General features: G+C 63.7%; 14 protein-coding genes. 7 read left to right on the top strand and 7 right to left on the bottom strand.

The window, feature by feature from the left end; all coding sequences use genetic code 11:
• Positions 1-4: 4 nt before the first annotated feature.
• Complete coding sequence (gene dapF, locus GKC30_RS05590; protein ID WP_196772820.1) at positions 5-856, bottom strand: diaminopimelate epimerase; 852 nt, start codon at positions 854-856, stop codon at positions 5-7.
• Positions 857-1,030: 174 nt separating this feature from the next.
• Between dapF and GKC30_RS05585 the strand changes: the two genes are divergently transcribed.
• The 6 genes from GKC30_RS05585 to GKC30_RS05560 all read left to right on the top strand — a co-directional run bounded on the left by GKC30_RS05585 (position 1,031) and on the right by GKC30_RS05560 (position 12,657).
• On the top strand, positions 1,031-1,819 hold the full coding sequence (locus GKC30_RS05585; protein ID WP_155932922.1) for a polysaccharide deacetylase family protein: 789 nt from the start codon (positions 1,031-1,033) through the stop codon (positions 1,817-1,819).
• A 144-nt stretch (positions 1,820-1,963) separates the two neighbouring features.
• Positions 1,964-2,635 carry an ABC transporter permease gene (locus GKC30_RS05580; RefSeq protein WP_155933480.1) on the top strand — a complete coding sequence of 224 codons (672 nt, stop codon included), beginning with the start codon at positions 1,964-1,966 and terminating at the stop codon, positions 2,633-2,635.
• Between the two features lie 67 nt (positions 2,636-2,702).
• Positions 2,703-3,491 (top strand): ABC transporter ATP-binding protein, encoded by a 789-nt coding sequence (locus GKC30_RS05575; RefSeq protein WP_155932920.1) that lies wholly within the window; start codon positions 2,703-2,705, stop codon positions 3,489-3,491.
• Entirely contained in the window at positions 3,488-8,479 is a 4,992-nt protein-coding gene (locus GKC30_RS05570) for an FtsX-like permease family protein (protein WP_155932918.1), read from the top strand. The genes GKC30_RS05575 and GKC30_RS05570 overlap by 4 nt, the downstream gene beginning before the upstream one ends.
• Positions 8,476-10,482 (top strand): DUF6785 family protein, encoded by a 2,007-nt coding sequence (locus tag GKC30_RS05565; RefSeq protein WP_155932916.1) that lies wholly within the window; start codon positions 8,476-8,478, stop codon positions 10,480-10,482. The genes GKC30_RS05570 and GKC30_RS05565 overlap by 4 nt, the downstream gene beginning before the upstream one ends.
• A gap of 216 nt (positions 10,483-10,698) precedes the next feature.
• Complete coding sequence (locus tag GKC30_RS05560; protein WP_155932914.1) at positions 10,699-12,657, top strand: OPT family oligopeptide transporter; 1,959 nt, start codon at positions 10,699-10,701, stop codon at positions 12,655-12,657.
• 84 nt (positions 12,658-12,741) lie between these two features.
• Here GKC30_RS05560 and GKC30_RS05555 read toward each other — a convergent pair whose 3' ends face one another.
• From GKC30_RS05555 to dnaE, 5 genes are all read right to left on the bottom strand, one after another.
• Positions 12,742-14,172, bottom strand: a complete 1,431-nt coding sequence (locus GKC30_RS05555; RefSeq protein ID WP_155932912.1) for a sensor domain-containing diguanylate cyclase — start codon at positions 14,170-14,172, stop codon at positions 12,742-12,744.
• 39 nt (positions 14,173-14,211) lie between these two features.
• Positions 14,212-14,673, bottom strand: a complete 462-nt coding sequence (gene dtd / locus GKC30_RS05550) for a D-aminoacyl-tRNA deacylase (protein ID WP_367613996.1) — start codon at positions 14,671-14,673, stop codon at positions 14,212-14,214.
• Between the two features lie 37 nt (positions 14,674-14,710).
• A complete protein-coding gene (queD, locus tag GKC30_RS05545; protein WP_155932910.1) occupies positions 14,711-15,091 on the bottom strand; it encodes a 6-carboxytetrahydropterin synthase QueD in 381 nt (126 codons plus the stop codon).
• A gap of 163 nt (positions 15,092-15,254) precedes the next feature.
• A complete protein-coding gene (locus tag GKC30_RS05540) occupies positions 15,255-15,602 on the bottom strand; it encodes a nucleotide pyrophosphohydrolase (RefSeq protein ID WP_155932908.1) in 348 nt (115 codons plus the stop codon).
• A 163-nt stretch (positions 15,603-15,765) separates the two neighbouring features.
• On the bottom strand, positions 15,766-19,278 hold the full coding sequence (gene dnaE / locus GKC30_RS05535; protein ID WP_367613995.1) for a DNA polymerase III subunit alpha: 3,513 nt from the start codon (positions 19,276-19,278) through the stop codon (positions 15,766-15,768).
• A gap of 237 nt (positions 19,279-19,515) precedes the next feature.
• Between dnaE and GKC30_RS05530 the strand changes: the two genes are divergently transcribed.
• Positions 19,516-20,763 (top strand): SLC13 family permease, encoded by a 1,248-nt coding sequence (locus GKC30_RS05530; protein ID WP_367613994.1) that lies wholly within the window; start codon positions 19,516-19,518, stop codon positions 20,761-20,763.
• Positions 20,764-20,803: 40 nt separating this feature from the next.
• Here the strand turns inward: GKC30_RS05530 and GKC30_RS05525 are convergent, their stop codons facing one another.
• On the bottom strand, positions 20,804-23,101 hold the full coding sequence (locus GKC30_RS05525) for a hybrid sensor histidine kinase/response regulator (RefSeq protein ID WP_155932902.1): 2,298 nt from the start codon (positions 23,099-23,101) through the stop codon (positions 20,804-20,806).
• Positions 23,102-23,815: the final 714 nt, after the last annotated feature.

Here is a 23,815-nt window from a genome sequence, read left to right as displayed (position 1 = left end):
GTTTCTATCGCTTCAGGCCGAGGGGCTTGAGGTACAGCTCGCCCTTGAAGGTGAGTTCTGCCGCGCCTTGGAGGTGGATTTCGCCGTCATCGAGGATGACGGTCAGGACTTCGCCGCCAGTGGTGGTCAGATCGGCGCGGGCGTCGGTCAGGCCCAGGGTGTGGGCCACCAGTTGAGTGGCGCAGGCTCCGGTGCCGCAGGCGTAGGTTTCGTCTTCCACGCCGCGCTCGTAGGTGCGCAGGAGCAGGGTGGAGCGGTCCTTGATCTGGGCGAAGTTGACGTTGGTTCCGGCAGGGGCGAAGCGCTCGTGGAAACGCAGCTTTCTGCCGAGTTCCCTGACGTTGACCGAGGCCACGTCGTCCACCAGGACCACGGCGTGGGGTACGCCGGTGTCGGCGAAATGTACGGTCATGGGGGCTGCGTCCACATTGAGGGAGATGCCGGTCTCAATGCCTTTGGGCGGAGTGAGCCGCACCCTGACGCGTCCGGCGTCGGGGCCGTCCAGAAGCACCTTGGCCCGGATGGGGCCGGCGTCGGTGCCGAAGACGTGTTCGGCAGGGGCCAGTCCCAGGGCGTGGGCCAGTTTGCCCGCGCAGCGCGAGGCGTTGCCGCACATCTCGGCCCGGGAGCCGTCGGAGTTGAAGAAGTGCCAGCGGTAGTCCTGGGCGGGGTCTTGGGCGTCGTCGAGGAAGAATATCCCGTCGGCCCCGACGCCAAAGGCGCGGGCGCAGATCTTTCTGGCCCAGTCGGCCATGGCCGCCTCAGGCACATGGACGCTGCGGTTGTCTATGACCACGAAATCGTTGCCGCATCCCTGCATCTTGTGGAAGGGGACGCTCTCGCCGAAGATGCTCATCAATGGCTCCATGGGTTCGGGGTTGCGGCGGTTTCGTCCGCCGGATGAAAATCCTTGATGGAATCCGCGCCGATGTCAAGGCGCGTACGATCCGAGGACCGCGCCGGATACCGGGGTGTGTCGGCTGTTTCCTTTTTGCCATCCGGGCGGCGAGTGTGTTAGGTTCCGGCCTGCATGATCGTCAAGACCGCTGTTTCCGCGCTCTGGTGTGCCCCCCAATCCCTGCTGGAGGAAGGGTTGCGCCGTCTGGACGCGCTCTTTGCCCAGGCCGGGCCGGGCGTTGAGGTCTTTTTTCGCGCCGACGACGTGGCCGCTCCGGGCGAGGCGTGCGCCCGGATGCTTAAGACGTTCTCCCGTCACGGGGTGCCCCTGCACCTGGCCGTGACCCCGGCCTGGCTGACCCCGGCCCGCTGGAAGGTGCTGCGCCGATGGGCTGGGGATGGGGAACAGTGGTGCTGGCACCAGCACGGCTGGCGTCACGTCAACCATCAGCGCACCGGGCGCAAGGGCGAGTTCGGCGACGGGCGGACCCTTGAGGCCAAGCGGGCCGATCTGGCCCGTGGGCGCACTCGGCTCGAAGCGATTATGGGGGCGTGGTTCAGCCCGGTCTTCACCCCGCCGTGGAATCGTTTCGACGCCCAGACGGCGGGACTGCTGCATGAGGCCGGGTATGTGGCCGTGTCGCGCTGGGCCGGAGCGCAGCGCACGGTGCCCACGCCCGAGGGCTTGCCCGACATCGCGGTCAACGTGGACCTGCACACCCGGCGCGAGCCCGATCCGGCCGAGGGGCTGGAGGCTCTGCTCCGTGAGGTCGGCGCTGCCCTGGCCTCGGGGCGAGCGGGGTTCATGCTCCACCACCAGCGCATGAACGATGCGGCCTTCATTTTTCTCGACCGATGCCTGTCGGCCGTGGCTGCGTCCAGGCTCGCGGCCATCAGGCTGGACAGGCCCGGTCCATCGTGACAATCGCGGAAAAAACAGGGGTGCGGTGTTCTTTGGGCTTGTCATGGAAGACGCATCTGCATACCGTTTGATAATATGGAAAGTAAGTCGCCCACTTCGCACCGCGTTCCTGCGAGCGCCCGGCCCGGCCCCGGCGGATCGGTCATGGACAGGCCAAAGGGGCGCATCGATCGGCTGATCACCCTTTCTTTTGCCAAGTCGCTCCAAATCAGTTTTCAGAGTCTGCGGGTGCGGTTTTTCCGGTCCATGATCACGGTGTCGAGCCTGGTTTTGGCCGTGTCGTTCCTGGCCTTTGTGCTGGTCAATCTGGACGTGGCCTCCGGGCTGCTCGCCCACGGCGGCAGCGACGCGGCTGCGGCACTGTCGGCGGCCGGTTACGACGTGGACATGGAGGGCGGCGGAGTGAGCATGGCGGCCAAGGAGCGGTGGATCGTCTTCCTCTCGCTCTTGGTCTGCACCGTGGGCATCGTCAACGCCCAGCTCATGTCCGTGACCGAGCGGTTTTCCGAGATAGGGGTGATGAAGTGCCTGGGGGCGCTCGACTCCATGATTCTGCGCCTCTTCCTGCTTGAGGCGGCCATGCAGGGGTTGGCCGGATCTTTGGCCGGGGCCCTGCTGGGCAGCCTGTTCTCGCTGCTCGCCGGGGCGGTCCGTTTCGGGCTGGTAGCCTGGACCGATGTTTCCTGGCTTGGCGTTCTCGGTTCCGTGGGGCTGTCCACCCTGGCCGGGTGTCTGCTCAGTCTGCTCGGGGTGCTTTATCCGGCCCTGATGGCCGCCCATATGGAGCCCATCAAGGCCATCAGGGCCGAACACTAGCTGGCGGTCCTGCGCGGGGCCTGACGGCTCGCGCCCTGACCGCATCGCAGCGCAAGGGGATTTCGCAATGACCGAAGAGAGGCGCACCATCGTCCGGGTCGTGGGCGTGACCAAGAGCTTCACCATGGGCAAGGTGGAGGTCAGGGCTCTCAAGGGCGTGGATCTCGAAATATTCGCGGGCGAGTACATTTCCATCATGGGGCCGTCAGGTTCGGGCAAATCGACTCTCTTCAACATGATCGGCGGTCTGGACAAACCCAGCGACGGCAAGGTCTTCATCGACGAGGTGGACATCTCCCAGCTCGACGCCTACGAGCTGGCCTGGTTGCGCAACCGCAAGATCGGCTACATCTTTCAGACCTTCAACCTGATCCCGGTCATGTCCGCCCTGGAGAACGTGACCCTGCCCATGACCTTTGCCGGCATGAACGCGGACGACGCGCAGGACAAGGGCATCGAGCTGCTCAGGCTGGTGGGGCTTGGCGAGCGTTTTCAGCACAAGCCGCTGGAGCTTTCCGGCGGGCAGCAGCAGCGCGTGGCCGTGGCAAGATCCCTGGCCAACGATCCGGCCATCATCCTGGCCGACGAGCCCACGGGCAACCTCGACCTGACCACGGGCGAGGAGATCATCGATTTGTTGCGGATGCTCTCCCAGGAGCGCGGAGTGACCATCATCTCCGCCACCCATGACTACAAGATGCTCAACGTGTCCGACAGGGTGGTCTGGGTGCGCGACGGCGTGGTGGACCGTATTGAACGGCGCGAGGAACTCAAGATCACCGTGGGCGGCATCGGCGGCAAGGAGCGCGTTCGGAACGGGGAGCGCGAAGCCGCCGGGGAGGGGGGGCGGGCATGATCCGGCGCTGGCTGCTCGCCCTTGCCAGCCTCGTGCTGCTGGCCCCGGCCGCCCTGGCCGCTTCGGGTATGCCTGGCGGCCTTCACGGAGACTTTGTCAGGCGGCTGGCCGAGCTGGGCGACCGTTCGCCCGGTACGCCCGGCGCGGCCCGTGCGGCCGCGATGGTGGAGGCGGAGTTTTCCCGGCTCTTTCCGGGTGCGCTCACCGGGCGGCAGACCTTCCGCGTCCCGGTGGTGGCGGCGGGCGGGGCCGAGCTGCGGGTCATGGGCACGGGCCGCTCGGCCGGTTTGCGCCAGCTGCGCGTCAACGCCATGTCGCCCGGTGCCGTGGCCCCGCCAGGGCTTCGCGGCCCGCTCCTCTATGTGGGCCAGGGGGAGATCAAGGACTTCAACGGCCTGGATGTGGAAGGGGCCGTGGTTCTCATGGACATGGATTCGGGCAAGAACTGGAGCAACGCGGCCATGCTCGGGGCGCGGAGCCTGATCTTTCTCGGCGAGGCGAGCGACGGCGGTCCGTCGCCCCGCTCCCTTTTCGACTCCAAGTTCGAGCTGACTCCGCTGGATTTCCCCCTTTTCTGGATGGACGTCGAACAGGCCCGTACCCTCTTCGGCCAGGATGTGGCGTCTGGCGGACCGCGCCGTCTTGCCACGGTCCAGCTCGCCTCCCGCGCTGCCTGGAGAGGCGTCAGCGCTGAAAACGTCTACTGCCTCGTACCCGGCAGCGACCCGGATCTGGCGGGTCAGACCCTGATCCTTGAGGCGTTTTACGACGCCACGGCGCTGGCGGCGGGCGACGGGCCGGGCGCGGATGAGGGCGTGTCCATCGCCACTCTCATGGATGTGGCCGCAGAATTGAGCGGCACCCGGCCCAAGCGGTCGGTCATGCTGGTCGCCACGGCGGGCAAGGGGAGCGCCCAGGCCGGGATGCGCGAATTCACCTGGGCCCTGGTGACCAAGGGGGCGCGGCTCAAGGAGCGGCGGGACGACCTCGACATCCGGGTGCGCGAAGCGGCCAGGACCATCGAGATTCTGGACATGGGCGACCCGTTTGATGCTCAGGCCATGGCGGACGCCGCTGACCGTGCCCTGGTCAAGCGGGCCATCAAGGCGGTGGTGCGCGACCGCGAGGACGATCTGACCAACGAGCTGATGCGCCTGCGTCTGCAAAGCCAGGCGGAGCGCATGGGCATGGAAGCCGGACCGCGAGGCGGCGGGGACCACGCCATGGGGGAGCGCCCAGGCCATGAGGCCATGGCCGAGGCGGCCCGGCAGGACCGCATCAGGCATCTGGCGGCGCAGCGGATCATGCTCAAGCGGCTCAACTGGGTCCACTCCACTGTGGCCAGTTTCCCCCTGGGGGATGAGGAGCGCCTCGTGCTGGCGGAATTCGTGGCCCCGGCCCGTGCCTATCAGGCCGCCATCCTCAAGGATGCAACGGGCCAGCTTGAGGACATCCGCTCGGCCCGCGCCCTGCGCGATGCCATCGGCGAGCGGAGCATCGCGGCCCATGTCTCCCTGTACCTCTCCAGCCATGGCGACGGCGTGGGCGGCTTTGACAAGGGGTGGCTCCACGACCTGATGCCCTCGGTCAACCGCACCGCCTTTTTCCGTCCGCTGGACACGGTCATGAAGCGGGCGGTCAAGGATGTTACGCCGCATCGGCCGGACGTGGCCGCGCTGTTCAAGGACACCCTGCGGCCCGGCCGACGCGCCTGGCAGAGCTATCTGCCCGACATGCCCGAGCTGGGCGGCGAACCCATGGCCCTGGCGGGATTTCCCGGCCTGACCCTGGCCACGGTCCACGACGCCCGGCCTGCCTGGGGCACTCCCTACGATCGTCCCGAGCGAGTGAATTTCGCTTTTGCAGGCAAGCAGGCGGCCCTGGTGCGTACCCTGGTCAGGGCCCTTGCCGACCAGCCCATAGACAATGCGGGCGAACGCGCCAACAGCCACTTCGTCACCCTGGAGGGGCGGGCCAACCTGCTGCGCAAGGGGGAGATATTCCCGGACCGCCCCGGCACGGACATGGTGGTGCTCGCCTCCCAGTGGCAGACCCTCAACTACGGCATGGTCGATACCGCCGGCCGTTTCCGCATTCCGGGCTTTGCGGACAGAAAGGTCAGCTATCACAAGGCCGTGATCGAGGCCCTGCGCTTTGACGACAAGACCGGGCTGGCCGTCTGGGCCGTGGACAAGCCCAAGACGGGCAAGGATTCCTACCGGGTTAAACTGAGCCGGGCCGTGCAGGGCACGGACCTGACGCTGTTTTCCTGCACCCAGACCACGCTCTTCAACCTCGTGGACCCGCGGAGCTTCCGCTATCTCTACATTCCCACCCTCATCGACGGGCGCACCGAGGCCCCGCCCGTGAGCTACTGGTACAGCCGCCTGGATACCCGCAGCTCCACCCTGGGCACCCTGTTCCTGGAGCCGGACACGCCCATCAAGCTGACGCTTTCGGACAGTGTGCTGGACAAGAAGGTGCTGCTGCTCAACGCCGACCCGGAGCATCCGCAGGGGCTGGGCTACATCGCCCGGCTGTGGCCGGTCATCCCCTTGACCGAGTTCAGGGCCGCGCGCGACATGTGGAGCCTGCTCGACCCGCGTATCGACAACCTGGAGGACAAGGGCATCGTCAACGAGCGCATCCGTACCCTTCGCCGCCAGGGCGACGACGATCTGCGCCGCGCCGAAGTCTATCGCGAGCAGAAACGGTGGGACCGCTTCGTGGAGGCGTCTCGGGCCTCCCTGGCCAAGGCCAGCCGGGTGTATGGGGATGTGGACAAGACCCAGAAGGACGTGCTGCTCGGCGTGCTTTTCTATGTGGCCCTGTTCGTGCCGTTTGCCTACTGCATGGAGCGGCTGTTCTTCTCCTATGCGGACATCAAGAAGCGCATCGCCGCCTTCCTCGGTTTCCTGATCCTGATCATCGGCGTGGTCTATTTCGTCCACCCTGCCTTTCAGCTGACCTACTCGCCACTGGTGGTCATTCTGGCCTTTTTCATCCTGGCCCTGTCTCTGCTGGTTTCGCTGATCATTTTCATGCGCTTCGAGCGCGAGATGGTGGAGCTGCAAAAACGCTCCTCCCACATCAAGCTCACGGGCATCAGCCCCATGGCCGCCTTCGGCGCGGCCTTCGTCCTCGGGGTGGGCAACCTCAAACGCAGGCCGGTGCGTACCTTTCTCACCTTCGCCACCCTGGTCATCCTGACCTTCACCATCATGAACTTCACCACGGTCAAGTCCGTGCGCCAGAAAGGGTGGGCCAACTTCAGCGCCACGGCCACCTATGAGGGGTTGATGCTCAAGTACATCAATTGGCAGGATGTGCCCCTCGAAGCTCTCTCGGCCGTGGAAAACGCCTTTGAGGGCAGCGGCGTGGTGGCCCCCCGCGCCTGGTACGACACCGGACTGACCAGCGACAAATCCCGCGCACCGCTCATTCCGGTCTTTCTCGGCGACAGGGAATCGCCAGGGCGCGGCATGGTCGGCCTTTCCCACCGCGAGCCCGAGGTCAGCGGTCTTGACCGTATTCTGGTCAAGGGGCGTTGGTTCCGCGAGGATGAACGCTTTGCGGTCATCCTGCCGGAGCGCATGGCCGGACAGCTCGGCGCGGACCCGGAAGATCCGGCCCGAAGCACCGTCACCATCTGGGGCATTCCCATGACCCTGGTGGGAGTGTTCAGCGACGACGGCCTGCGTCTGAATCCAGACCTGGACGGCGAGCCCATGACTCCCATCGTCTTCCCCAATGTGGCGGCAAGCCAGCTCTCCGAGGTGGAGGCCGAGGCCATCGAGGAAGGTCAGGATATCGTCACCACCGCAAGCCGCTACCAGCACATCCCGGACTACGAAACCATCCTGGTCCCGGCCCGGACGCTGCTTTCCCTGGGCGGCTGCGCGGGCAGGCTCAAGGGCATTGCGGTCAAGCCCCACGCGGGCGAAGCCGCCATCACAGGCGACCTGGGCGATCGCTTTGGCATGCTCCTCTTCCGCGGCTCGTCCACGGGCACATCCCTTTACTACGCGGCCGACGCGGTCAGCTATTCGGGCATGGCCAACATCATGATCCCCCTGGGCATCGCCGTGCTCATCGTGCTCAACACCATGATCGGCTCGGTCTACGAGCGCAAACCGGAGATCGCGGTCTATACCTCGGTGGGGCTGGCCCCGCCGCATGTGGCCTTTCTCTTCATCGCCGAGGCCCTGGCCTTTGCCGTCATCTCGGTGGTGGTGGGTTATCTGTTGGCCCAGGGCGCGTCGGCCGTGCTGGCCGGAACTCCGTTATGGGAGGGCATGACGGCCAACTACTCCTCCACCGCAGGCGTGGCGGCCATGCTTCTGGTCATGGCCGTGGTCCTGGTTTCGGCCATGTATCCTGCCAGGGTGGCGGCCAGTATCGCCATCCCGGACGTGAACAGGTCGTGGACCATGCCCAGGGCCGTGGGCGACGAACTGACAGTGGTGCTCCCCTTTTTGATCAAGCTCGGAGAGATGTCCAGCGCGGGCGGATTTTTGCGCCAATACTACCTGGCTCACCACGACGTGTCCCACGGGGCGTTCTGCACCGACGACATGCAGTGCAACTTCCTCGACCTTGAGGAGCAGGAGGCCAGGACCGGCCTCCTTGCAGGCGTCGCGGACCGCGTGACCATCCCGGACGACATGTGCTTCTCCATGAGTCTTCGGGTCTGGCTGGCGCCCTTTGACTTCGGTGTGCGCCAGAAGGTGCGGCTGGTGTTCTGCCCATCGGACCTGTATGCCGGATTCCGGCAGGTCAAGGTCGTCATCCAGCGCGAGGCGGGCGAGTTCAAGGCGTGGGAAAACCTCAACCGAAACTTCATCAACGACCTGCGCAAGCAGCTCCTGGCCTGGCGCTCGCTGGACGAGGTGGCCGTGGGGCACTATGCCGCCGACCTTGACAGCGTCAAGCGCGACACGGCCATGGGCAAAAGGATCATGGCTGCCGCCAGGGAGGCCGGGCAATGAACGGACGACTCAGGTTCCGGGCGCTGCTGACCGGCCTTGTCATCGGGCTGGCCCTGTGCGTTTTCACCCCATACAACAACGCCGTGTTGCGCAACGTGCCTCTGGGCGGTGGCCATTTTCCCATGGCCCCGTTCTTCATCGTCGCCTGGATGTTCGTCCTTGACGCCCTGGCCTCGCGCCTGACCCGGCGGCCGCCCGTGTTTTCGGGCGTGGAGCTGCTCGTCGTCTGGCTCATGACCGTGCTTTTTTCCGCCATCGGCTACGCCGGGCTCACCGAGACCTTCTTCGTCAACATCACCGCGCCCGAGCGCTTCGCCAAAGACGCCTACCGCTGGACAGAGGTGCTCGGCCCGCTGCTGCCCCAGTCGTGGTTCCCCCAATCGGCCGAGGCGGTCAGCGCCTTCTACAACGGCCTGCGCGGCGGACGCGACATGGATGTGCCCGGCGTGCTGGCGGCCATCCCCTGGGGTATCTGGCTGCCGGTGCTGGCGGTCTGGGCCTTTTTCATCCTCGGCGCATTCTTCGTCATGCTCTGCCTGATGGCCCTGTTCGGCCGTCAGTGGGTGGTCAACGAGCGGGTGCTTTTTCCCATGCTGCGCGTGCCCGCCCTTATGGGCGAGGCCCTGGATCAGAAACAACTCCTCTCCTGGTGGGGCAACACCTATCTGCTGGTGGGCCTGACCCTTGCCGGGGCCCTGCACCTGATCAACGGTCTGCATTTCTACTATCCCTCGGTCCCGGCCATACCCACCCTGGTGCTGGCCGGGTCCTACTTCCCCAAGTACGGCCTTTTCTCGGGCTTCCACAAGCTCAAGCTCTATATCATTCCGGCCTTCATCGGCTTCGCCTTCCTGACCACGCGGCAGATCTCCTTTTCCATGTGGGCCTTCCACATCCTGGCGGGCCTGCTCTTCGGCCTGCTCTACGTCATGGGCTGGCAACTGCCCGAGGCCGCGCTGGGCACCACTCTGGGACCCGATCTGGCCCGGCCCGAAGGGGCGCAGACCATTGGTTCGTATCTTGTCTTCTTCGGCTTTCTCCTCTGGCTGGCCCGGCATCACTTGCGCGAAACGATCATGTGCGCCCTGCGCCGGACCTGCAAGGAATCCGACCCGGCCGCGGCCAGCGCCATCGAAACCCTGCCGACCGCATGGCATCCCCCGGCCTGGCCCCTGTGGGGGCTCCTGATTGGCATGCTCGCCCTCTCCGGCTGGTGCTGGTTTTTCGGTCTGCCGCTCATGGCGGCCCTGCTTCTGCCGGTCATGTTCGTGGTCGTGGTGCTGGTGACCAGCCGTCTGGTCTGCCAGGGCGGACTGCCCTATTTCACCCTGACCGCCGCGCCCTCGGACGCCCTGATGGGCTTTTTCGGCAGCGGCTTCTTCGGCTCGGCAGGCATGGCTGCCACGGCCGTGATGCAAAAGGTGCTCTTCCTCGACATGCGCGAGGCGGTGGCCCCGACGTTGTTTCACGGGGCCAAGGTGCGGCAGGATGCGCGGCGCAGGAATCTCGTGCTGGCCGCCATCGGCCTTTCGCTGGTGCTGGCCCTGGCCGTCGCCTTTGTGACCATGCTTGTCCTGGGGTACAAATACGGGTTGCGCGAGCTGGGGCTCGACTGGGCCACGCAGACCGTGCTGGCCAATTACGAAAACGCCCAGCGGCTGGTGGACCAGCCGGTCGGCCCCAACCCCTGGACCATCACCTATGCCGGGTTCGGCGCCCTGACCATGATCGTGCTCATTGTCTGCTATTATCGGTTCCCCTGGTGGCCGCTGCATCCGCTGGGGTATCTGGCCGCGTATTCGGCAGGCATGTCCATCCTCTGGTTTCCGTTCTTCATCGGCTGGCTGTGCAATCATCTGGTGTTGCATTACGGAGGGACGAGGCTGTTCAACCGGGTGCGGTTCCTGTTCATCGGGCTGATTCTCGGGGAGTTTCTGATGGGCGGGGTGTATGCGGTGATCGGGTTGTACAGCGGGCAGGGGTATGCGGTGTTTCCGCTGTAGGGGCAGGGATGGGTGAAGAGAAGCCGCCTTCGACGGGATGGGATGTGAAGCACTTTTTTGAGCAATTGACAGAGAATCGCTTTTCCCTGCACGCGCGAATGCGCTGAATGAAAAGTTTAGGAAGGGAGGGGGGATGGGGTCCGGGGAAGGGGAGAGGGAAAGCCCTTTTCCAAAGGCTTTCCCTCTCCCCTTCCCCGGCCGCCGGAGGCATCCTGCATGTATGACGACAAGGAACTGAAGGAATATCGCGATCTGATGAAACCCCCCGACAAGTTCGAGGAGGGTTTTGATTGGAAAACCGTGGTCGGTGCGGTGTTCATCGGCTTCCTGATGATGCCCGGCTCCATGTATCTGCAACTGGTCATCGGGCAGGGCATCGGTCCGGCTGCGCGGTGGGTGACGATCATCCTGTTCGCAGAGATCGCCAAGCGTTCATACACGCACCTGAAGCAGCAGGAGATATTCCTGTTGTACTATATGGCGGGCGCGGCCCTTGCCTCGCCGTTTCAAGGGTTGTTGTGGAACCAGTATCTTGTGCAGTCGGACGCGGCGCGGATGCTGGGGCTGACCGAGTTCATCCCGCAGTGGGTGGCCCCGGCGCTGGGTTCTGGCTCGTATCTTGAGCGCACCTTCATGCACCGGGACTGGCTGGTGCCTGTTCTGCTGCTGGTCGGGTCGCAGCTGGTGCAGCGCATCGACCATTTCGGGCTTGGATACTCGCTCTACCGCATCACCTCGGATGTGGAGAAACTGCCCTTTCCCATGGCTCCGGTAGGTGCGCTGGGGACCATGGCCCTGGCCGAGTCCACCGAGGATCGCAAGACCGGCTGGAAATGGCGGGTCTTTTCCATCGGCGGGGTCATCGGCCTCGGGTTCGGGTTTTTCTACGTGCTGCTTCCAGCCTTGTCCGGGCTGCTGTTCACCGAGCCCATCCGGCTCATACCCATCCCGTGGATCGAGCTGACCCGGTACACAGAGGGGGTGCTGCCCGCGGTGGCCACGGGGTTGCAGTTCGACCTGGGGCTGGTCTTTGTCGGCATGGTGCTGCCGTTCTGGGCGGTCATCGGCGGGCTGCTCGGGCTGATAATCACCATCGTGGGCAACCCGATCCTGTATGCCCACGGCGTGCTGCACCGCTGGCATCCGGGCATGGCCACGGTGGAAACCGTGTTCGCCAACAATTTCGATTTCTACATGAGCTTCGGCATCGGCCTTGGCTTGGCCATCGGCGCGGTGGGCGTGTATTATGTGGTCAATTCCTTTCGGCGCAAGGACGGCAAGGGGCTCGATTTCTCGGCCCTGTTCAATCCGCCACAGGGCCGGGGCGACATCAACTTCTGGGTGTCCATCGGCATCTACGTGTTCTCGACCCTGTGCTACATCGCTTTTTGCGTCTGGCTGGTGCCGTCGTTTCCGTGGATATTCTTCGTGCTTTACGGGTTTGTGTACACGCCTGTGATCTCGTACATCACGGCGCGGATGGAAGGGGTGGCCGGGCAGTTCATCGCCCTGCCCATGGTGCGCGAGTTCTCCTTCATCGCCGGGGCCAAGTTCTTCGGCTACCAGGGGCTTGAGATATGGTACGCGCCCATCCCCATCCACAACTACGGCGAGGCCACGGTCCAGTTCCGGCAGATCGAGCTGACAGGCACAAGCCTGAGGGGCATCATCAAGGCCGAGGTGGTGGTTTTTCCCATCGTCATGGTTTCCTCTCTGCTCTTTTCGCAGTTCTTGTGGCAGTTGGCGCCCATTCCGTCGCCGGAGTATCCTTTTGCCCAGGAGTTGTGGCATTTGCAGGCGCTGAACACGCTGCTCATGCAGACCTCGACCCTGGAGGGCAATTCCCTCTTCTTTGAGGCGCTGTCCGGGCCGGTGGTGCTCTCCGGGCTTGGGCTCGGGTTGGTCCTGTACACGGTGCTCAACCTGCTGGGACTGCCGGTGCTGTTGGTCTACGGCGTGGTGCGGGGGCTTGGGCAGTCCACGCCCCACGGCATGATCCTGGAGGTGATCGGTGCGCTCCTGGGTCGCTATTATTTTCTCAGGAAGTACGGGGCGCAGTGGCGGCATTACGCGCCAGTGCTTCTGGCCGGATTCGCCTGCGGCATGGGCCTGACCGGCATGTTTGCCATGGGTTGCACGCTGATTCTCAAGTCGCTTGGCCGACTGGCCTATTAGGGATCGGAAGGCTGAAAACACAGGCGGCCGCTCCGAGGGAGCGGCCGCCTGTGTCGTTGGTGCAGGGGGGGGCGGCCGGCAGCGTCAGGCCCGATCGTCCGTGTCGCAGTGGCTGCCGGTGGTCTTGGCCTTGTACATGGCCTCGTCGGCGCGCTGGGTCAGGGAGTTGAGGTCGTCGCCGTCCCGGAACTGGGCGATGCCGCAGCTAAAGGAGATGGGCTTGCCCGAGGGAGCGGCGGGCATGGCGGCGCGGACGCGCTCGGCCACAACTTCGGCCTCTTCGGCGGCTCCGTCCATGAGAATGAGGAATTCGTCGCCGCCCCAGCGCACCAGGAGGTCCGTGGGACGAAGGGTGCGGGCGATGGCCGAGGCCACGGCCTTGAGGACGCGGTCGCCCTCAATGTGGCCCAGGGTGTCGTTGATGGCCTTGAACTCGTCAAGGTCGATGACGATGACCGAGAAGGGCATGGTGTGCCGTGCCGCCCTGTATCTTGCCAGATCGAACCGTTTGGTCAGGGCGCGGCGGTTGGCGGCGCCGGTCAGGGGATCGGTCTTGGCCATGCGCTCAAGCCGGGCCTGGAAGTGGTTGACCGTGACCACGCACAGGGAAATGATGAGCAGGGATGCGCCAAGCCCCACGGAAAGGGTGCGGATGAGGTTGTTGCGGGCCGAGGCCAGGGCGGCCCCCTCGTCCTGTTCCACGATGAGGTGCCACTCGAACTCGGGCAGGTAGCGGGCCGAGACAAGGATGTGGTCGCCGTCGTGATCGTACTCGAAGGAGCGGGCGTTCTCATGGGGTTCGAGGATACCCGCGGCCACGGCGGCAATGCCCGGAGTCTCGGTGATATACATGCGCTGGATGCGCGTTCGGTCGGTGTGCACCTGGACCAGCCCGTCCTGGTCGGTGAGGAAGACATTGCGGCCATAGGCCTGGCGGGCATCTTCAAGCAGCGTGATGGCGTTGTCCATGCTCACGCCCACGCCAGTGACCCCCAGCAGCCGACCCTGGGCATCCTCCACCCTGAAGTTGATGAAGATGGTCAGCCTGTTGTCTTCGGCCTGATTGGTATCCACGACCAGATCGTATTCCTTGCCCGTGCCGACAAACGCATAATACCAGACATCGTGGGAGTCTCGCGGGCTGATGCGCTTGAGGATGCCCCGGTTGTAGTAATACTTGTCCGAGCTGGCCGAGACGAAGAAGGCCGTGAGGAAGCCGTGCTTGCCGCGCAGTTCCTCCAGGTATCTGACAATGTCCAGGGGGTCCCGCTCTCCGTCAGTCACCCAGCTTTTGAGAAAGGTGTCGTTGGCCATGGACGAGGAGACGAGAATGGGCCGCATCATGGCCGAATGGATTTCGGAGTAGATGTTCTTGCCCGTGAGCGGCAGGGAGGAGTTGATCAGTTCCTCGCGGATGGAGTCACGCGTGACCGTATAGTTGATGACGCTGGTGGCCGTAAAGGAGGCCAGCAGGATCACGGACAGGGCGAGGAGCAGCTTGGTCTTGACCGTCATTGCGCCAATATAGGGAAGGGGGAATCGCATGACAATGGGTCAGAGCATATCCGAGTCAAGGGTTATGGTCACCGGACCCCAGTTGGTCAGGGCAAGGCGCATGTCGGCACCGAACACGCCGCAGGCCACGGGGCCGGGGGCGCAGGTTCGTGCGTCTGCCGCCAGACGGTCGAAGAGGGCGGCGGCGATGCCGGGCGGGCAGGCGTCGGTGAAGGAAGGGCGGCGCCCCTTGCGGCAGTCCGCATACAGGGTGAACTGGGGGACCAGGAGCAGCCCGCCCTGGATGTCTGCCAGGGAGCGGTTGAAACGGCCCTGATCGTCCGGGAAGACGCGCAGCCCGATGAGCTTGTCGAGGAGCTTGTTCCAGACCGGGGAGCCGGGCAGGGATTCGTCCTCGCGGCCAAAACCGACCAACGCCGCCAAGCCGGTGGCGATCTCGCCCACCAGTGCGCCGTCCACGCGAACGGACGCCTCTGTGACCCGCTGGAGAATCAGGCGCACGGCCGTTTTCTGCCCATGGTCTCGCGCATGACGGGCATCACTCCTCCCAGTAGGTGGCCTTGGACGAGTCCTTTTCGGACACCGAGACCTCGGCCAGCCGGACGTGTCTCGGCAGGGAGCCCTTGAGCTCGCGGTAGATGAACATGGCCAGGTTCTCGGATGAGGGGTTCAGCTCGGTGAAGTACTCGACCTCGTTGAGGTGCCTGTGGTCGAGACGGTCGAGCACGGCCCCGGTCAGCCGCTTGAGCTCTTTGAAGTCCATAAGGTAGTGAACCTTTTCGTCGAGCCTGTCGCCCTCGACCACCACCTCGACGCCGAAGTTGTGGCCGTGCATGCGCTCGCACTTGCCGCCGTAGTTGCGCAGCTGGTGCGAGGCGGAAAAATCCCGGGTGATGGTCAGCCGCCATTTTCCGGCCATGGCTAGCGCTCCTGCTGGCTGTTGAAAAACGTCCGATTGCTATGTTGCTTCAAACAGATCAAACCCTCGCGTACCAGAAGTACGCTTCGGTCTTGATCTGTTTTCGCGCCTTGCACTTGAACATTTTTGAACAGCCTGTGAAAATGATTGGTTCGATGGTTTCTTAGTATTGGTCCGGTCGGCGATACTCGCCGCGAAATTTGTCCTTGGGATACTTGCGGTCGTTGTCGTCGCATTTTTCGTGGGCGGCCGCAACCAGATCGATGCCCAGCTCGTCGGCAATGCGGGTCAGGTAGATGAGCACGTCCGCCATCTCGCGGGCCACGGCCCGCTTCCTCTCCCCGTCGATTTCCCGGCTTTCGTCCTCGGCCATCCATTGAAAATGTTCCACCAGTTCGCCCACTTCCCCGGTCAGGGCCATGACCAGATTCTTGGGCGACTGATGGCGCTGCCAGTCCCGTTCGACCACGAACCGGCGCATTTTTTCCTTCAGATCATTCAGTGAGTCCATGCCATACCCTTTCCTTTGCCTTGCGCTATCTTCCCCGCGCGAAGCGCTCGCCAAAAAGTTTGGGAAAAGGAGGGGATGGGGGTCTGGGGGAAGGGGAGGAAAGAACCCTTTCCAAAGGGTTTTTCCTCCCCTTCCCCCAGCCGCCGGAGGCATCTCCCCCCCCTCACTCCCCCTGGCGCAGGGCGTCGCCGTTTTGCCAGGCTTCGACATCTTTCCAGAATTCGCGGCCGGGGTGGACCTGCCAGCCGTTGCCAAGGCGCATGTTGACCACCGAGTCGCGGGTGATGACGCCAAGGTTGACGGCGGTGGTGCCGGGGTAGCGTTTGAGGATGGCCTTGAGGGCGTCGAGATGCGGCGTCACGGCGTTGCGCTCGCCGATCCACAGGGACACGGGCTGGTCCGAGCCCTGGACCGCGTCGGCCAGGAAGATGACCTTTTCGGCCAGGATCTTGGCGGCCTTAGGGGCCTCCTCGTGGCCGGGCTCCTCGCGCAGGTCGATCCTGCCCTGGACGAGCAGGGGGCGGTCGGCGTCGAGTTTCTCGCGGGCCTCGGCAAAGACGTTGGGCAGCAGGGTGATCTCGCCCGAGCCGGTCAGGTCTTCGGCGGAGCAGAAGGCCATGGGATCGCCCTTTCTGGTGACGAAGCGCTTGTAGTCCGGGATGATGACGGCCACGCGCACCTCGGCTCCGTTTGGCATGGCCTTGCAGTCTTCCAGGGTGGCGGTGCGCAGCCGGGCCAGTTCGTGGCGGTAGGCCAGCAGGGGGTGGCCGGAGAGAAAGAAGCCGAGCACCTCCTTTTCCATCTGGAGTTTTTCGCGGTCGTCGAACTCTTCGCAGTCGGAGCAGGCGGGGGTGTGCGCGGTCTGTGCGCTGCTGGTGCCGAGCATGTCGAGCATGCTGATCATGCCCGAATCCTTTTCCTTGGCCTTTTTCTGGCCATAGGCCACGGCCCTTTCCAGATCCTCGAGCAGGGCGGCCCGCGAGCAGCTGAAGCAGTCGAGCGCCCCGGCCTTGATCAGGGATTCGAGAACCCGTTTGGTGACGCGGCGCAGATTGATGCGCTCGCAGAAATCGAAGATGTCGTGGAACGGACCGCCTGATTCGCGCTCGGCCACGATCTCGTTGATGGCTTCCTCGCCCACGTTCTTGATGGCGGCCATGGCGAAGAGAATGTCGCCGCCCATCACCGAGAAGCGTGCCTGGCCCGCGTTGATGTCGGGCTGTTTGACGGTGATCTCCATGTCGCGGCAGGCGTTGATGTACATGACGATCTTGTCGGTGTTGTTCATTTCCGTGCTCATGAGCGCGGCCATGAATTCCACCGGGAAATGGGCCTTGAGATAGGCGGTGTGGTAGGAGATGAGCGCGTAGGCTGCGGAGTGGGACTTGTTGAATCCGTAGGCCGCGAATTTCTCCATGGTGTCGAAGATATGGTCGGCAACGGCCTTGTCGATCTTGTTTTCCCTTGCGCCTTCAAGGAAGCGGGCTCGTTGCTTGGCCATTTCCTCGGCGATTTTCTTGCCCATGGCCCGGCGCAGCAGATCGCCTTCGCCCAGAGAGTAGTTGGCGATGATCATGGCCGTGGCCATGACCTGCTCCTGGTAGACCATGACGCCGTACGTGGGCTTTAAGGTGTCTTCAAGGGAGGGATGCGGATAGGAGACGGCCACCTCGCCGTGCTTGCGCTTGATGAACTCGTCCACCATGCCCATGCCCAGGGGGCCGGGCCGGTACAGGGCGAGCATGGCGATGATGTCTTCAAAGCAGTTGGGCCGGAGCATGCGCAGATATTTTCTCATGCCCGAGGACTCCACCTGGAAGATGCCATCAGTGTCGCCGCGGGCGAAGATCTCGTAGGTGGCCGGGTCGTCCAGGGGCAGGGTGTCGAGATCAGGGGCGGCCTTGCCCTGCTCGCGGATGATGTCCAGGCAGTCCTCGATGACGGTCATGGTGCGCAGGCCAAGGAAGTCGAACTTGATAAGGCCGACTTTTTCGACCTTCTTCATGTCGTATTGGGTGACTATTTCACCCTTTTTCCCTTTGTAGAGCGGCAGAAACTCGGTCATGGGCCGATCCGAGATGACCACGCCCGCCGCATGGGTGGAGGCGTGGCGGCACAGGCCTTCGAGGCGGGTCGAGATGTCGATGAGCTTGGCCACCCTGGTGTCGGTGGCCACCATGTCGTCCAGCTCGACAACGGCCTTGACCGCGTTGGGGACGCTGATCTTGGCCTTGTCCACACCCAGCAGCTTGGCCATGACGCCCGGGTCTTCGGGAATGAGTTTGGCGATGCGGTCGGTCTCGCCAAAGGTCATGCCCAGGGCGCGGCCCACGTCCTTGATGACTGCCTTGGTCTTCATGGTGCCAAAGGTGGTGATCTGGGCCACGCGGTCGTGGCCGTACTTGTCGGCGCAGTACTTGACCACCTCCAGGCGGCGGCGCTCGCAGAAATCCACATCGATGTCAGGCATGGAGATGCGCTCGACATTGAGAAAGCGTTCGAATAGCAGGTCGTATGGCAGGGGGTCGATGTTGGTGATGCGCAAGGCCCAGGCCACGATGGAGCCTGCGGCCGAGCCCCGGCCCGGTCCCACGGGGATGCGGTTGTCCTTGGCCCAGTTGATGAAGTCCTGGACAATGAGGAAGTAGGCCGGGAACCCCATCTCGATGATGACGCCCAGCTCATAGTCGAGCCGTTTCCAGTACACGGCCTCGTCCACGGGATAGGGGATGGTTTCGAGACGCTTGCGCAACCCCTCGCGGGAGAGTTTCTCGAACTCCTCGTTGATGTCTGCCACGCCCGCGGAGAGTTCGTAGTGAGGGAAGTAGTAGCTGCCGAGTTCGATTTCGACATTGCACCGTTCGGCGATGCGCTGAGTGTTGGCAATGGCCTCTGGCACATGGGCAAAGGCCGTCTCCATCTCCTCCGGGGTCTTGAAATACAGCTCGCGGGTGTCCATGCGGAAGCGTTTTTCGGCGTCCACGGTGGTCTGGGTCTGGATGCAGAGCAGGGTGTCGTGGGCCTCATAGTCCTCGGCGGTCAGGTAGTGGCAGTCGTTGGTGGCCACCAGGGGCAGGCCGGTTTCCCCGGCGCATTTGATCAGCAGCTCGTTGAGCCGGTTCTGTTCGGCGATGCCGTTGTCCTGGAGTTCGAGGTAGAAATTGCCGGGAAAGATCGCCTCATACTGGCGGGCCATGGCCACGCCCGCCTTGAGCCCCTCATTCATCAGCGTGCGCGGGACCTCCCCGGCCAGACAGGCAGAAAGGGCGATGAGGCCGTCTGCGTATCTCTTGAGCAGGTGCTTGCTGACACGCGGCTTGTAGTAGAACCCTTCGAGGAAGCCGATGGAGACGAGCTTGATCAGGTTTCTGTAGCCTGTCCGGTTTTTGGCCAGCAGCACGAGATGGTAGCCGCCGCTCTTGTCCTTGCTCTCGTGGGCGTGTTCGTCGTCCACATCGCCCGGAGCAACATAGACCTCGCAGCCGATGATGGGCTTGATGCCCATGGCAAGGGCCTCGGTGTAGAAGGTCACGGCCCCGAACATGGAGCCGTGGTCGGTGACGGCCACGGCAGGCATGCCGAGATCCTTGGCCCGCGAGAGCAGGTCCTTGATGCGGATGGCGCCGTCGAGCAGGCTGTATTCGCTGTGGACGTGAAGATGGACGAATTCGGCCACTGGATTCCTCGATGAACATGGGGGTGAATGGGCAGGGGAAACCATACTGGATTACGCCGGGCAAGGGAAGGCGCAGGGGGGCGGGCGAGGGTTTTTGCTGTTTAACTATCTGCAATAAAAGTAATAACCCTCCGACTTGGTGGTGGTTTTCGCGGGCATCACGGGTTGCGCGTTGACAAGGGAGAAGGAAAAGGCTTCTTTATCCAGACACGTTGGGAAACCCATACGGAGGAGTGCGTGGACGCATCCGGCGATTTCGCGGCATATGCCTGGAGCAGGGTTCCGCTCGTCCTGCTTTTCGCGGGCGGGTATCTGGTCTATCAGCTCATGGCAGCCACGCGGCTGACAGACGCCTTCGTGACCTGGGCGCTGCGGCGCTCGGGCGGGCGGGCGCCGGCCATCTTATTGTATGTAATAGGCGTGGCCGCCATCCTTTCCTCGTTCATCCCCAACGCCGTCACCGTCCTGGCCCTGCTGCCCGTACTCAAGCGGCTGGACGAGGGCTTCGCCCGGCAGGGAGCCGGGGGCATGTCCACGGTGCTCATGTGCTCGGCCATTTACGGGGCGGCCATCGGCGGCACGGGGTCTATGATCGGCTCCCCCGCCAACGCGGTGCTGTTCGGCGCTTTGGACATCTTCAACGTGCCGGGGCGTCAGGGCATCACCTTCTTTAGCTGGTTCCTGTGGTCCGTGCCCCTGGTGGTCATGCTGGTGGCCGCGGCCTGGGGAGTGGTCGCCGTTCTGGGGCTGCCGACCGGAGCCCGGAGGGTGGTCGTGCGTCTTGCCTGCGTGGGCGAGGAGTGTGCGGCCACCGACCGCCAGCGCTATGGCGGAATCCTCTTCTGGCTCTACATGGGATTTTGGGTGCTGGAGTCCGTGGCCCGCGAGGTGTGGCCCTGGTTTGCCGAGGCGGCCCCGTGGGTCTGTCTGGCCTTTACCGTCCTGTTCGTTTATCTGCTCTTCGTGCGTCCGGCGCCCGGCTCGGAGGCCGGGCAGGGGCCGCTGCTGCGGCCGCGAGACCTGCTCACAGCCGTGCCCCGGCGCGGCCTGCTCTTCATCTTGATCCTGACCGCGCTTTTTGCCGCTGTCCGCTGGCTCGGCTGGGACCGCTGGCTGGTGGTGGCCGCCGGGCGGCTGGCTGTGGGGGACATGCCTGGGGAGCTGATCTTTCTGCTCATGGTTCTTGCCGTCATCTTTCTGACCGAGGTGCTCTCCAACACCGCGGTGGTGGCGGCCTTTTTCGCCATTGCCCATTTTGCGGCCTCTGCCCACGGGCTGGACCCCCTGCCCCTGATGCTGGGGGTCAGTGTCGCCTCCACCTGCGCCTTCATGACGCCCATCGCCTCTCCCACCAACGCCCTGGCCTTTGGCGAGATGCGCGGGGCGTCGCTGTGGGGCATGCTCGGCCTCGGGCTGGTGCTCAATCTCGTGGCCGCAGTGATTCTGGCTGGCTGGCTGGGCTGGGTGTTGCCGCTGATCTATTGACCGTCCCGCCTGGCAAGTGAGGGAAAAGGTTGGTCGTCGATCAGTCGGCCGCTTCGCCGAAACCTTCCCCCAGGTGGCGCTCCACGGTTTCGCGCAAGGCGGCCTTGGTCACGGGTTTGGCCAGGAATCCCGTGCAGCCGTGCATTCGGCTCTTGGTCTCGGCCTCGGTCAGGGCATGGGCCGTGACCGCCACGATGGGCACCTCGGGCAGCCCGGTCTCCCTCTCGCGGGCGCGGACGGCCTGGGTGGTCTGGTAGCCGTCCATGCCTGCCATCTCGATGTCCATGAGGATGAGGTCATAGGGGGCCGCAAAGTGTTTGCGCAGGGCCTCTTCGCCGTTTTCGGCGGTGTCGAGGCTGTGGGGGATGTCCTTGAGGAAGAGGGTGAAGAGGAGCCGGTTGCGCTCGTCGTCCTCCACCAGCAGAATACGCCTTGGTTCGCTGTCCGGTCGGGGCGGCCGGGGGGGTGTCGGCGTTTCGCGAATGCCGCCGGACGGGTCCAGGGCCAGGCGCACGGAAAAGGTTATGGCCGTGCCCGCCTCAGGGGCGCTGCGCAGGGCAATGTCTCCGCCCATGTGGCGGACCAGGGTGCGGCAGATGGCCAGCCCAAGGCCGGTGCCGCCGTACTTGCGCGATGTGGAGCCGTCGGCCTGGGAAAACCGCTCGAAGACCAGGGCCTGCTTGTCGGCCGGTATGCCAATGCCCGTATCGCTGACCGAAAATTCGAGGAGCACGGTTTCATTTCCCGCCTCATCCTTGGCCGCCGGGGCTTCGACGCACCGAACCCCGAGGATCACCGAACCCTGCCGGGTGAACTTGACCGCATTGCTCATGAGGTTGACCAGCACCTGTCTCAGCGCCGTGGGGTCGCCCATGAGATGTTCCGGGGTGCCCGGCTCAAAACGACAGTGCAGGTCGAGCCCCTTGTTTCTCGCTTCCAGAGTGAAGAGCGCACAAGCCTTGTCGATGGTCGAGCGCAGATTGAAGGGCGTACATTCCAGTCGGAACCTCCCGGACTCGAAGCGTGAAAGGTCAAGTACGTCGCGGACCAGCTCACGCAGATGCTCGCCCGCGCTTTGGTAGATGGCCACGTAGCGCCGCTGGTCGCCGTTGAGCCGGGTTTCGGCCAGCAGTTCGCCCGCGCCGAGCATGGCGTTCATCGGAGTGCGTATCTCGTGGCTCATGCGGGCCAGGAAATGGCTTTTGGCCTCGTCAGCCCCCTCGGCCATCTCCCTGGCCCGGCTGAGTTTGCTGGCCACCAACAGCCCCATGGCCAGGGCGATGACCACCGCCACCAGGGCGATGAGGATGTTCTGGGTGCTGTTTGTCTTGATGGCGCCCAGGTAGTCGTCTTCGGGCATGTAGATGGCGATGACCCAGGGCCACTCGGAATCGGAAAAGGGCGCGAACATGGCATTGTAGCGCTCGCCGTTCAGGGCAAAGGAGGTGAAGACCGGCTCCTCCAGGTGCAGGTTGTCGGGCGGGAGCCCAAGGGACAGAAACGCCTCGCGTCCCACCGGGTCGTCCAGCTCGGTGATGCGGGTCAGTCGGCTGCGGTCCGCGCCGTCGGCTCGGCGCAATTTGTCCATCTCCGGGTAGGCGATGATGTCGCCTGAGCGGCTCATGATGAAGGCAAGGCCGTTTTCGCTGACATTGAGCTTGGAGATGAAGGTGGAGAGCTCCTCGATGCCGATGTCCACGCCGATGATGCCCACAAACTCGCCGTTGCCGTCGTAGACCGGGTTGGCCGTGGTGATGCCGGGTTTTTGCGAGGTGAAGAAGATGTAGGGATCGGTCCAGGCCAGGGCGTTCGCCGTGTGGGCGCGGGTGTACCAGGGCCGGGTGCGCGGGTCGAAGGTGTCGGTCGGGTCGAACTGGCGGCGGATCATGGAGCCGTCGGCGGCCTTGTATATCTGTTCCACGCTGCGCCGCAGGCCGTCGATGCGGACGATCTTGGTGTAGTATCCTCCCGGGGCGATCAGGTTGTAGCGCGAGGCCATGATGAACTCGCCGTCCTTGCTGCCGAAGTAGATGCCAGAGAACTGGGGATAGAGGTAGAGCTGTTCGTAGAAGTAGGCCACCATGGAGTCGGTGTCGCGGCTGCTGACGATATTTGTCCGGGAGAGGCCCCGCGTCAGCCGGGCGGCCTGGCGGGCGGGGATGAGGTGGCTCTGGGCCTTGTCGATGGTGTAGGAGGCGATGTTCTCCATGATGGTCCTGGCATGACGGCTGAGGACCGTCCGCGAGGTCAGCGCGGAGGAGACGATGATCAGGGCGGCGAGGACAACAACGAGCCCCGCGAAGACGGAGGTGATGACGAGTCGCGAGGGTATGCGCATGGCAGGATGCTCCGTGCATGTTGAGGTCTTGAGGGGCCATCCATATCACGCCCGAAAGCGGCAGGCGAGACCATTATACGCTCCCGGCCTCCCTGGACCCTGGATCCTGCGAGGAGCCAAGCCTGAATTGTCAAAAAATAAAGAAATAATTTTAAGATGTTACAAAGAAATGCGTTGTCAGCAAAAAAACCGCTTGACCTGCGGGAGGGTTTCTCCTAGAACTCCACTTCGCCGCACGGGAGCGACCGGAAGGACATCTTGGGCGGCTTGATCTTTCTCAAAAATATAGGATGGTTAACACCAAGAATGTCGGCCTGAAAAAGTCGAAAAAAGGTGTTGACGGGAGCAAGCCGAATCACTAAGTTGCCCTTCCTGCCTGACGGCAGGGTCCGCACCGGACTCAGCGAAAAAAAGTTGAAAAAAGGTGTTGACGGGGCCGGGTGAAAAGCACTAGGTTCCCCTTCCCGCCTGAGGGTGGGGCAACACCGACTCGACGAAGAAAAGTTGAAAAAGGTGTTGACGGGGATGAGCGAAATCAGTAGCTTGCCCTTCCTGCCTGACGGCGGGACGTTCTTTGAGAGACATGCAAATGGTCTTTGACAATTAAATAGCGAGTTGAGCAAATAAGATCACGAAATCACAGCCCGTTTAATAACGAGTGGATGAGTGATCACATTCTCCAAGTTTATCAACTGGAGAGTTTGATCCTGGCTC

Source organism: Pseudodesulfovibrio alkaliphilus, from assembly GCF_009729555.1.
In the GTDB taxonomy this organism is placed as follows: Bacteria; Desulfobacterota; Desulfovibrionia; order Desulfovibrionales; family Desulfovibrionaceae; genus Pseudodesulfovibrio; species Pseudodesulfovibrio alkaliphilus.
Note: the sequence above shows the minus strand (reverse complement) of the source record. Positions and strands in the feature narration are given on the sequence as shown.

Excerpts from the sequence above, each read along its gene's own strand:
- dapF (WP_196772820.1), bottom strand. The coding sequence starts at position 856 with ATGAGCATCTTCGGCGAGAGCGTCCCCTTCCACAAGATGCAGGGATGC.
- GKC30_RS05540 (WP_155932908.1), bottom strand. The coding sequence starts at position 15,602 with ATGGACTCACTGAATGATCTGAAGGAAAAAATGCGCCGGTTCGTGGTC.
- GKC30_RS05560 (WP_155932914.1), top strand. The coding sequence starts at position 10,699 with ATGTATGACGACAAGGAACTGAAGGAATATCGCGATCTGATGAAACCC.
- GKC30_RS05575 (WP_155932920.1), top strand. The coding sequence starts at position 2,703 with ATGACCGAAGAGAGGCGCACCATCGTCCGGGTCGTGGGCGTGACCAAG.
- GKC30_RS05580 (WP_155933480.1), top strand. The coding sequence starts at position 1,964 with ATGGACAGGCCAAAGGGGCGCATCGATCGGCTGATCACCCTTTCTTTT.
- GKC30_RS05570 (WP_155932918.1), top strand. The coding sequence starts at position 3,488 with ATGATCCGGCGCTGGCTGCTCGCCCTTGCCAGCCTCGTGCTGCTGGCC.
- GKC30_RS05585 (WP_155932922.1), top strand. The coding sequence starts at position 1,031 with ATGATCGTCAAGACCGCTGTTTCCGCGCTCTGGTGTGCCCCCCAATCC.
- GKC30_RS05525 (WP_155932902.1), bottom strand. The coding sequence starts at position 23,101 with ATGCGCATACCCTCGCGACTCGTCATCACCTCCGTCTTCGCGGGGCTC.
- queD (WP_155932910.1), bottom strand. The coding sequence starts at position 15,091 with ATGGCCGGAAAATGGCGGCTGACCATCACCCGGGATTTTTCCGCCTCG.
- GKC30_RS05565 (WP_155932916.1), top strand. The coding sequence starts at position 8,476 with ATGAACGGACGACTCAGGTTCCGGGCGCTGCTGACCGGCCTTGTCATC.
- GKC30_RS05555 (WP_155932912.1), bottom strand. The coding sequence starts at position 14,172 with ATGACGGTCAAGACCAAGCTGCTCCTCGCCCTGTCCGTGATCCTGCTG.